The organism is Henriciella aquimarina (genome assembly GCF_002088975.1).
Lineage (GTDB): Bacteria > Pseudomonadota > Alphaproteobacteria > Caulobacterales > Hyphomonadaceae > Henriciella > Henriciella aquimarina.
In genome coordinates this window covers 36,567-47,552 of record NZ_NCST01000114.1, presented here as the reverse complement: position 1 = coordinate 47,552, position 10,986 = coordinate 36,567, and the positions used below count along the sequence as shown (strand labels likewise).

At 61.7% G+C, this 10,986-nt stretch carries 7 protein-coding genes; all 7 read left to right on the top strand.

Annotated features, from left to right (window positions below):
- The first annotated feature begins 120 nt into the window (after positions 1 to 120).
- Complete coding sequence (istA, locus tag B8784_RS17435; RefSeq protein ID WP_169712612.1) at positions 121 to 1,608, top strand: IS21 family transposase; 1,488 nt, start codon at positions 121 to 123, stop codon at positions 1,606 to 1,608.
- Positions 1,605 to 2,369 carry an IS21-like element helper ATPase IstB gene (istB, locus tag B8784_RS17430; protein WP_084396756.1) on the top strand — a complete coding sequence of 255 codons (765 nt, stop codon included), beginning with the start codon at positions 1,605 to 1,607 and terminating at the stop codon, positions 2,367 to 2,369. Before istA ends, istB begins: the two co-directional genes overlap by 4 nt.
- A gap of 209 nt (positions 2,370 to 2,578) precedes the next feature.
- The gene (locus B8784_RS17425; RefSeq protein WP_084399164.1) at positions 2,579 to 5,515 is read left to right on the top strand and encodes a TonB-dependent receptor domain-containing protein; all 2,937 of its coding nucleotides are present in this window, start codon (positions 2,579 to 2,581) and stop codon (positions 5,513 to 5,515) included.
- An 84-nt stretch (positions 5,516 to 5,599) separates the two neighbouring features.
- Complete coding sequence (locus tag B8784_RS17420) at positions 5,600 to 6,937, top strand: amidohydrolase (RefSeq protein WP_084399163.1); 1,338 nt, start codon at positions 5,600 to 5,602, stop codon at positions 6,935 to 6,937.
- A 2-nt stretch (positions 6,938 to 6,939) separates the two neighbouring features.
- Positions 6,940 to 8,208 (top strand): amidohydrolase family protein, encoded by a 1,269-nt coding sequence (locus tag B8784_RS17415; protein WP_084399162.1) that lies wholly within the window; start codon positions 6,940 to 6,942, stop codon positions 8,206 to 8,208.
- Positions 8,205 to 9,974: an amidohydrolase family protein gene (locus tag B8784_RS17410; RefSeq protein WP_084399161.1), complete on the top strand. Its 1,770-nt coding sequence runs from the start codon at positions 8,205 to 8,207 to the stop codon at positions 9,972 to 9,974. The genes B8784_RS17415 and B8784_RS17410 overlap by 4 nt, the downstream gene beginning before the upstream one ends.
- Before the next feature lie 10 nt (positions 9,975 to 9,984).
- A complete protein-coding gene (locus B8784_RS17405; RefSeq protein ID WP_084399160.1) occupies positions 9,985 to 10,953 on the top strand; it encodes a tetratricopeptide repeat protein in 969 nt (322 codons plus the stop codon).
- Positions 10,954 to 10,986 lie beyond the last annotated feature (33 nt).

Sequence of the window (10,986 nt, the reverse complement as noted above, 5' to 3'; positions counted from 1 at the left end):
TGAGAACGGCGGTGCAAAATTAGACCACGGTAGCGCCGTCGTATTGGCGGTGCGGGCGGCGTAAAAGTCGTCCACTTTTTCCCTTCTTGCGGCAGCAGGGAGGGCGAGGAGATTTACACCGTGGAACTTTATCTGAAGGTCAGGCTGGCGCGCAGCGAGGGGATGAGCCAGCGGGATCTGGCGCGCCATTTCAACATATCGCGCGACAGCGTTCGCAAGATGTTGGCGTTCTCATCGCCGCCGGGATACCGGCGCACGAAGGAGATCAAGCGTCCCAAGCTTGATGGGTTCAGCGAGATCATCGACGGCTGGCTTGAAGAGGACAAGAAGTTGCCTCGCAAGCAGCGCCACACAGCGAAGCGGATCCACGAGCGGCTCAAGGCGGAACACGAGTTCACCGGCGGCTATACGATTATCAAGGACTACGTTCGGCAGCGTGAACGACGCACCCGTGAGATGTTCGTGCCGCTGGCGCATCCGCCGGGCCATGCGCAAGCCGATTTTGGCGAAGCGTTGGTTGTGATCGGGGGTGTCGAACAAAAGGCCCACTTCTTCGTCCTGGATTTGCCGCACAGCGATGCCTACTTCGTGCGGGCCTATCCGGCGGCGACGGCGGAGGCCTGGATGGACGGGCATGTGCATGCCTTTGCCTTCTTTGGCGGGGTGCCTCTGTCGGTTCTCTATGACAACGACCGTTGCCTGGTCTCGAAGATCCAGCCGGATGGGACACGGGTCCGCGCGACGCAGTTCAGCGGATTGCTGTCGCACTACCTGTTCCGAGACCGCTACGGGCGGCCGGGCAAAGGGAATGACAAGGGCAATGTCGAGGGGATGGTGGGCTACGTGCGCCGCAACCACATGGTGCCGATCCCCCACTTCCCGGATTGGGAGAGCTTCAACGCCTACCTTGAAGAGCAGTGCCGTGCCCGTCAGGGCGACACCTTGCGTGGGCACACGGAGATGATCGGCGCGCGCCTGCAGCGGGATCTGGCCGAGATGCGCCCCTTGCCAGCCGCCCCCTTTGAGGCCTGCGCACAGGCCAGCGGCCGGGTGAGCTCCCAGTCTTTGGTCCGCTACAACACCAACGATTACTCGGTCCCCGTGGCCTATGGCCATCAGGATGTGTGGGTGCGGGCCTATGTCGATCAGGTGGTGATTGGCTGCCGTGGGGACGTGATCGCACGCCATCCGCGGTGCTACGCGCGCGAGGACATGGTGTTCGATCCGATCCACTACCTCCCGCTGATCGAACGCAAGATCAATGCTTTGGATCAGGCTGCGCCCCTTGCGGAGTGGGACTTGCCAAAAGAGTTCGACACGCTGCGCCGCCTGATGGAAGCGCGCATGCTGAAGATAGGGCGCCGCGAGTATGTCCAGGTGCTGCGTCTTCTGGAGACCTTCGGCATGGAGGAGCTACACGCCGCCGTAAAGCAGGCCCTGAAGATGGGCGCGGTCGGCTTTGATGCTGTGAAGCATCTGGTTCTGTGTCAGGTCGAGAAGCGGCCACCACGGCTCGACCTCGACGTGTACCCCTACCTGCCACGGGCGCGGGTCGAGACGACCTCAGCGGCCAGCTACATGTCCCTGATGTCGGAGGCTGCGGAATGACCCATGCCCCCGAAATCCTGCTGGAGCATCACCTCAAGAGGCTGAAGCTTCCGACATTCCTGCGTGAGTATCAGAAGGTGGCGCGCCAATGCGCCGCCGAGGGCTTGGACCATGTCCAGTTCCTGACGCGCCTGGTCGAACTGGAGCTGATCGATCGCGAGCGACGGATGGTCGAGCGCCGCATCAAGGCGGCCAAGTTCCCGGCCACCAAAAGCCTCGACAGCTTCGACTTCAAGGCAATCCCCAAGCTCAACAAGATGCAGGTGCTGGAACTGGCGCGCTGCGACTGGATCGAACGGCGCGAGAACGTGATCGCCCTCGGCCCAAGCGGCACCGGCAAAACCCACGTCGCCCTCGGCCTGGGGCTCGCTGCTTGCCAGAAAGGGATGACGGTCAGCTTCACCACCGCCGCGGCCTTGGTCAACGAACTGATGGAGGCGCGCGACGAGCGTCGCCTGCTGCGGGTCCAAAAACAGATGGCCAACGCCAAGCTGCTGATCATCGACGAATTGGGCTTCGTCCCTCTCTCCAAAACCGGGGCCGAGCTGCTCTTTGAATTGATCTCGCAGCGCTACGAGCGCGGGGCTACGCTGATCACGAGCAACTTGCCCTTCGATGAATGGACGGAGACCTTCGGAACCGAGCGCCTGACCGGGGCGCTCCTCGACCGGCTGACCCACCACGTCAACATCCTCGAGATGAACGGCGAAAGTTATCGCCTGGCCCAAAGCCAGGCGCGAAAAGCCACCAAAACCTCCTGACCGACAATCCATGACTTGGCCCTCACGGGCCAAGGCGGCCAGTCAACCGCCAGCTATTTGGGGAGCGCGGTCGACTGGCCGCCAGCGCTCTATGCGCCCTTCACGCCCAACCCCAAAGTGGCCTACTTTTGCGCCGCCCTTTGGTCGGGTTTTACTCCGCCGTTGACAGGCTCACGCGTGGAGCGTCTTGCCTGGTTCTGGGGCTCGCCTTGGCGGGTTTCTCGGCCGCGCAGGCACAAGAGGCCGAGCCGGAAAGAACCGAGCAGCCGGCTGAAGGCGCGGACGAAGCGCTTTCGATGAACCAGGTCGTGGTGACCGGGTCCAGGATCGCCAATCCGAATTTGACGTCGAGCAGCTCCGTCACGGTTCTGGGGGCTGAGGAGTTCGATGCGCGCGGTGTCCTGCGCGTTGAGGATTTGCTGAGCACGCTGCCGCAGACGCTTTCGGGTGAAAGCTCCACCTCAGGCGTCAGCGGGGCACAGGCAACCGTGAACCTTCGCGGCCTTGGTTCCAAGCGCACGCTGGTCGTCGTGGACGGCAAGCGGCTTCCCTACGGTTCGCCGATCAATGTCGCGGCAGACCTGAACCAGATCCCCTCCCAGCTCGTCGAGCGGGTGGAAGTGCTGACGGGGGGTGCCACGGCGGTCTATGGCTCTGACGCCATCGCCGGCGTCGTCAACTTCATCATGAAGCGGGACTTCGAAGGTCTCGAGGCCGATGTCCAGGGCAGCCTCTTCTTTGCCGACAACAACAATTCGAACATTGAGCGTGTCCTGGCCGACTATAACCAGCCGGATGCAGACTCGATCACCGACGGCGAGTCGGTCGACTTTAACCTCATCGCCGGCCGGAACTTCGATGACGGGCGTGGTAACATCACCGCCTATTTCGGCTATTCCAAGGACAAGGCCGTCCGCTGGGAAGACCGTGATATCACCTCCTGCCCGTTCTCGACCCGCGATGGCGGCACCGACTTTTCGTGTAGCGGCTCGGGCTCGATGCCGGCCAATACGCGCTATCTGCGCACTGGCGCGGACGGGTTTGATCTTGTCGAAGATGAGCAGACAGGCGAGCTGCGCCCCTACGACCAGTCGGTCGATGCGTTCAACTTCGCTTATGGCAACTACCTCCAGCGGCCCCGCGAGCGCTACACCTATGGTGCCTTCGTTCGCTACGACCTGCGCGAGGACATGGAGTTCTTCCTCGACTTCTCCGTCGCCGATAACCAGACCGACGCGCAAATCGGCGCGGCCGGCCTGGCGACAGGCACCACGACGACCATCAATTGCGACAATCCGCTCCTCTCGGGTGACATGCAGGCGGCCTTCTGTGACCCGTCTGTTGTCACCGTTGACGAAAATGGTGTCCCGCGGGCGCCGCTGCGGATCGGCCGCCGTAACCTGGACTATCCGCGTGTCGCCGAATTCGGCCTGAACACCCAGCGTGTCGTTGGCGGTATCCGGGGCGAAGTGATGGGCGGCTGGGACTATGAAGTCTTTGTCCAGAATTCGGTCGTCGACTATCAGGAAGTGCTGCTCAACGACATCTCGGTGTCGCGTGTCGAGCGTTCCATTGATGTCGTGACCGACCCGGCCACGGGCAATCCGGTCTGCCGTTCGGTTCTGACCGGCGAGGACCCGGACTGTGTGCCGTTCAATGTCTTCATGCCTGGTGGCATCACGCCGGAGGCCAATGATTACGTCACCACGCCGAGCCTGCGCGTTGGCGAAACCGAGCAGTTCGTCTTCGGTGGCAGCCTCTCGGGCGATCTTGGCCAGTATGGCGTTGTCAGCCCGTTCGCTCAGGATGGCTTCGGCGCCGTGGTTGGCTTCGAATACCGCAAGGACTCGCTGTCCCTGTCTCCGGACTCCGCAGACACGCGGACCAGTGTCCGGGCCCCGGTCGACGGTGAAGTGCCGGTGCGCGAAGTCTTCGCGGAAGTTCAGGCGCCGCTGGTTCAGGACGCGGCCTTCGCCGAAGAGCTGACCCTGACGGGCGCTTATCGTTACTCCGACTATTACGACACGACTGGCGGCCAGGATACTTACTCGCTGGGCCTTGCCTGGCGTCCCATCTCCGACCTTCGGCTTCGCACCCAGTATCAGCGTGCGACCCGGTCGCCGAACCCGATCGAGCTGTACAGCCCGCGTGAGTTCGACTTCGGCAATCTGGCCACGCTGCCGAACGGCCTTCAGGACCCGTGTGCCGGCGATTTTGACGGCTCGACCTCGACGCCGGAGCCCTACCTGTCCTTCGAGGACTGTGCGCTTACGGGTGTGACGCAGGACCAGTACGGCACCATTCTCGACAGCTCGGGCAATATCGACATTCTGACGGGGGGTAACGAAGCGCTTGAGCCGGAAGTTTCCGACACCTGGACGGCCGGCTTCGTTTACGAGCCGAGCTTCCTGCCGGGCTTCGTGGCCAGCGTCGATTACTTCTCGATCGAGGTCGAGGATTATATCGGCTCCATCGAGCCGAGCGAGACGATCAACCAGTGTGTCACCACGGGTGATGCGCGTTATTGCGGCCTCATCAGCCGGGAGCCGTCGGGTACGCTCTTCCTCGGTGACGGTGACGCCTATGTCGATACGGCGCTGATCAATACCGGTCAGCTGAAAACCTCCGGTGTCGACCTGAGTGCCTCCTATGTCTTCGGCCTCGACCGCTTCGGTGCAGACCGTTTCGGCGATGTCCGGCTCAGCTATGTCTCGACCATTCTTGACGAGCTTTCCACCCAGTCGCTTCCGGGTGAGCCCGCCAATGAGTGTGCCGGCATGCATGGCGGGGCCTGTAACAACCCGGCGCCGGAATATCGCCACCGGGTGAGCGCAGACTGGATGCTCGACAATGTGCGGGCCCAGCTGAGCTGGCGCTACATCTCGTCGGTCGACGAGTTCTCCGTTTCGCCGTCCGCAGTGAACAAGCTTGAGGCCACCTCCTACTTCGATGCGTCTGTCCAGTACGACGTTTCCGAGGATCTCGAGCTGCGGGCAGGTGTGAACAACCTTCTCGATCAAGACCCGCCTCTGACCTCCTTGGCGGGTTATGGCGGCGATGAAAATGACGGCCGTGGCAACACGTATCCTCAGATCTACGATACGCAGGGCCGTTTTATCTTCGCCGGCGCCACGGTCCGCTTCTAGGCGTGCGGACTGTGCCAGATCCTTCCCGGGCGCCCTCCCGGGGAGGATCTGTTGCTTTCGAATCAGACCATACCGGGATCATTGATGTTCAATCTGCTTAGAGTTCTCGCCATTTCATGCCTTGCCGTCGCGCCGTCATGTGCGGTCGCGCAAAGGGCAGCTCCCGTAGATGACGAGCCAGCGACCGCAATCGTCAACGCCACGATCCTGACCGCTTCCTCGCCCATGATAGAGAACGGTACGGTCGTGTTCGACGATGGTGAGATCACTGCGGTTGGGCAAACCGTCGATATTCCGGCGAATGCAAACATTATTGACGCGTCGGGCCGGTGGGTCACCCCCGGCCTGATCGATCCTCACTCTCACCTTGGTGTTTTTCCTACACCGCTGCTTCCGACAACGATGGACCTCAATGAGAAGAGCGGGAACAATACCGCTCAGGTCTCTGCCGGGGATGCGATCTGGCCGCAGGATCCGGGCTTCGATATGGCCCGTGCCGGTGGCGTCACGAGTATCGCCATCCTGCCTGGCTCATCGAACATGTTTGGCGGGCGGGGTGTCAGCATCAAGAATATCGAGACCGTCTCCCCGCAGGACATGATCATTCCGGGCGCGCCGGAATTCCTCAAGATGGCGTGCGGGGAAAACCCGATAAAGGTCTATGGCGGCAAGGGGCAGGCCCCGTTTACCCGTATGGGCGTGATTGCCGAATTCAGGAAAGCTTGGGCGGAGGCCACACGCTATCGGGATGCACGCGACGCGGCTGAAGGGACAGGTAACGCTCCGCCGGTGGATTTCCAGATGGAGACAATGGCCGGCGTCCTCGACGGCGAGATCATTCCGGTTCTGCATTGCTACCGGGCCGACGAGATGTTGCAGATGATCGAGGTGTCGCACGAGTTCGGCTTCCAGATCGGCGCCTTCCATCATGCGACCGAGGCCTACAAGATCGCAGATATCCTGGCCGAGGAGAACATCGCCGTTGCTGCCTGGGCACGTCGGTGGGGCTTCAAGATGGAGGCCTATGATGCCATCGACGCCGAAGTGGCGATGCTTGAAGATGCCGGGGTCACAGTCTCCCTTCACTCAGACAATGCCCTCTTGATCCAGAGGATGAATATCGAGGCCGCGATGGCGCTCGCCTCGGCCAAGCGCGCCGGGTATGACGACACCTATGAAACGGCGATCAAATGGGTCACGGCCCGGCCCGCGAAACTGATGGGTATCGACGACCGGACCGGCACGCTGGAGCCCGGCAAGATGGCCGATATCGTGATCTGGTCCGGTGATCCGTTCAGTGTCTATTCGCATGCCGAGGAGGTCTTCATCGATGGAGACCTCGCCTATAGCCGCGCCGACGATGAAGCGCCGGTCGAGTCCGACTCCGACTTCCTCACCGGCCAGTCGATTTCGGGAGAATGAAGATGCGCTTTTCCAGTCTCGTCGCTGCAGCGGCCTGCTTCGGTGTCTCCATCGCGTCGGCCCAGACAACGGCGTTCACGAATGGCCGGGTTCTGACGGCCGGACAGGCCAACGGCGTGGAGAACGCTACCGTCCTGATCGAGGATGATCAGATCGTTGCTGTCGGGCAGGGGGTTACGATTCCGGCGGATGCCGAGGTCGTGGATGCCTCTGGCAAGGTAATCACCCCGGGTTTCATCGTGGCGAGCACGACCATGGGCGCCGTCGAAATCAATGACCGCGCCAATGCCAATGACATTGATGGGCGGTCTTCCGCCCTCTCGGCTGGCGTCGATATTCAGTATGCCATCAACCCGGCCTCCACCCTGATCCCTGTGGCAAGAAGCGGCGGTGTCAGCCGTGCGGTGGTGACGCCGGGGCTCGATGCGGCCACTGGCGCGAACGTGGCGTTCGGCGGTCAGGCGGCACTGATCAGCACGACGGCCACGGGAGAGACGATTTCCGAGCCGCAGGTGGCTGTTACGCTGAACCTTCTCGGCTCCGACCAGGGGCGCGGGGCGGTCTTCCCGCAGCTGAAAGCGATGCTGGAGGATGCTGCAGGTTTCGCAGCGGACCCATCGCCGGAACGGGCCTCCGCTTTCAAGGCCGTAAAATGGAGCCCTGCCGACCTTATGGCGCTTGTGCCTGTTATGCGGGGGGAAGTCCCGCTTTTCGTGACGGTGCAGCGGGCCTCTGACATCAGTGCGTTGCTGGACGTGACGGCGGACTATGACCTTCGGCTTGTTCTTGTCGGTGCGTCTGAAGCCTGGAAAGTGGCTGACAGGATTGCAGACACCGGTGCGTCAGTGGTCCTGAACCCGGCGGACAATCTTCCGGGCAATTTCAATGAGGTTTTCGCCTCGTCGCAAAACGTGGTTCGCCTGGCTGAGGCGGGCGTCGAGATTGCTCTGATTGGGCCACGTGCCGGCCACGATGCGCGCCTGGTCCGCTATCATGCCGGTCTGGCCGCAGCGAATGGTCTGCCGAAGGACACAGCCCTCCGGGCCATTACATCCAGTCCGGCCCGTATGCTCGGGCTCGTGGATTATGGCGAGATCGCCCCTGGGCAAGTGGCGGACATTGCCGTCTGGTCGGGCGATCCCTTCGAGCCGCTGAGCGATCTTGAGGCATTGTACATTTCCGGTGAGCGCCAGCCCCTCGAAAATCGCCAGACGGTGTTGCGTGAGAAGTATAGCGGAGCGGGTGAAGCCGCAGAGGAGCAGACACGATGATTGGATCTCTAGGCCGGTGCGCCATTTCGGCGGTAGCGCTGATGGCGTCAGGTGCGATTGCCAGTGCGCAGGATGTTCTTGTGCAGGATGTGCAGGTTTTCGACGTAACCTCTGGCGAGCCCTATACCGCTGATGTCCTGGTCGAAAATGGACGGTTCGCGCGAATTGCCGACGAGATTGACGAAACGCCGGACAAGGCCCTGATGATCGACGGCGAGGGGCTGAGCCTGCTGCCGGGCCTGATCGATACCCATACCCACTGGACAGGCATGAACGGGGCGACCCGGGCGACGATTGCGACAGACTTGCTGGAGGCCGGGGTCACCACGGCCACGGATTTCCACGCCGCGCCGGAAGCCTATGGCGACATGCGCGCCTATCATGAAGGACTTATCTCGCCGCACGTCTTCTTCGCCGCCCGGATGGGCGTGCCTTTCGGTCACGGGGCGGACTGGACCGATCAGCGCATGACGCGCACGGTCTTTGCTGCGCGTGATGCCAAGGCTGCCGCGGAAGACGTGGTGACTTACAAGCCGGACGCCATCAAGGTCTTCGCCGATGGTTGGCGCTATGGCAGCGGCCACAATGAAAGCGACATCAACAGTGATGCCTTGAAGGCCATTGTCGACGTTGCTGAAGACGCGGGTCTGCCTGTCTTCACTCACACCGTTACGGTCGATGGCGGAAAACTGGCGGCCAAGGCCGGTGTCACAGGGATTGTCCACGCCATCCAGGACCGCACGACCGATGATGAGCTTGTGGAGATGATGAGCGAGCAAGGCGTCTATTATACGCCGACCCTCACCGTCTATGAGCCGTTCGAGGACGAGATGGAAGCCATGGGGCCTGAAAAGGCCGCCATCGTCATGGAGCGCCAGAAGCATTCCCGCGCCAACATGAAAGCCTTTCTCGAGGCCGGTGTGAAAGTGGCCATGGGCACTGACCAGGGGATCGACAACAACCCGTTCGGTGAAGCCGATCTGCGCGAAATGGAACTGATGGTCGACTTCGGCCTTACCCCTGCCCAGGCGCTTACCGCAGCCACGCTGCACAGCGCCGGCCTTCTGGGGCTTTCGGAGGATCGCGGAAGCATCCAGGAAGGCAAGCGCGCCGACTTCATCCTGGTGAAAGGCGAGCCCTGGACCGACATTTCCCAGTTGCGGGCCATCGACCAGGTCTTTGTCGACGGCAAGCAGGTCGTTGCGAAAGGCGAGCTTGTGGGAGAGCAGGGACCAGCTGCGCCGGAGGCCCGCCCGGCCCAGGCCCTGATCGACGATTTCGAGGATCCCGAAAAAACGAATTACGACGCCTTGCGCGGCCATTCCCTTGAGCGTGGCTTTCCGAGAACCACGCTTTTGACCGACACGATCGAGCGTTCCGAAGGGGGCATGGCCCTGCATCTCGCAGCAGAGATGGCGACGAAGGACGATCCTTATGCCTTTGCGGTCCTGCCTTTCTCGCCGGCGGGATTCGTTCCGGTTGATGCCAGCGAATTTGATGGCGTGCGTTTCGAAGCGCGAGGCAATGGGGACTATTCCGCCAGGCTGGATGACCTCTCCGGGCAGGCCGTGGCCGGTTTTGAGACCGCGGCGGACTGGCAGACCATTGAGATTCCCTTCTCGGAATTCGAGGCCGACGCGGATTCGAGGACGCTCGACGTGACCGGTTTGCGCCGGCTGACACTGGGCCGCCACCAAGAGCCCGGAACAGATTTCTGGCTGGAGATCGACAATGTCGAGTTCTACGCCGCTTCATCAGACAAGTGAGGACACACTCTTGAAAACATATTCACGCTCACTCTTCGCTGCGGTTTTCATTCTGGCCGGCTGCGTCACGGCACCGTCGGCACTGACAGCGCAGGAGGCTCAGACCAGCGAGGCTGCGGCATCAATGCCGGTCGAGGCGACATCCTTCCTGGGCGAGCCGCTCTACAGGAAACCTGCTTCGCCCGAGAAGGCGGCGGCCGCGGAAGAGGCTCTGGCCAGGCTCGAGGCGAGCGAAGAGTTGAGCGAGGATGATTATATCGAGATTGGCGGCACGGTGGCTGGAGCCGGACGCTATCAGGATGCGATTGCGGCTTATAGCCAAGGCATCGCTGACTTCGAGGACTCCTACAAGCTGCGGCGTCACCGGGCGCATCGCTACATCACGACGCGCCAGCTGGAAAAGGCCTATGATGATCTCAAGGAGGCCGAAGCGCTGGTGAAGGCGGCTGATGCAGAATCTGTCTACGAGTATAAGGGCGGCCACCCGCACGGTACCTATGCGCACTGGATCCAGTATCACATCGGGATCTACCACTATCTGAACGGGGACTTTGCGAACTCGGCAGAGGCGTTCGAGGGGTGCGTGAAGACGTCGGAAGACAATGACACGCTGATCGGGTCGGTTGACTGGCTGTACAATGCGTATCTGCGCAACGGCCAGCCCGACAAGGCGAGTGCCGTGCTGGAGCTTGTCGATGCGGATATCGAAGCCGACGAGACCTACCCCTATTACAAGCGGGTGATGATGTATAAGGGCGTCGTTTCGACCGAAGACGTTATTGATCTGAGCACACCCGAAAGCTGGGACGGCCGCGATGCCACCGTCGCCTATGGGGTGGCAAGCGGCATGATCGCAGACGGTGATGACGATGCGGCTCGGTCGATCCTCAAGGGGGTTCTGAACACATCGTACTGGCCGATCTGGGCTTATGTTTCGGCCGAGCGGGATTATGCCCGCCTTGTGCAGGACGGAGAATAAGCGGAAGCCTGTAAACATAAGGCGCGGATGGCC

Bases quoted from the DNA above. Each gene is read 5' to 3' on its own strand.
- istB (WP_084396756.1), top strand. From the start codon at position 1,605: ATGACCCATGCCCCCGAAATCCTGCTGGAGCATCACCTCAAGAGGCTG.
- B8784_RS17420 (WP_084399163.1), top strand. From the start codon at position 5,600: ATGTTCAATCTGCTTAGAGTTCTCGCCATTTCATGCCTTGCCGTCGCG.
- B8784_RS17415 (WP_084399162.1), top strand. From the start codon at position 6,940: ATGCGCTTTTCCAGTCTCGTCGCTGCAGCGGCCTGCTTCGGTGTCTCC.
- B8784_RS17410 (WP_084399161.1), top strand. From the start codon at position 8,205: ATGATTGGATCTCTAGGCCGGTGCGCCATTTCGGCGGTAGCGCTGATG.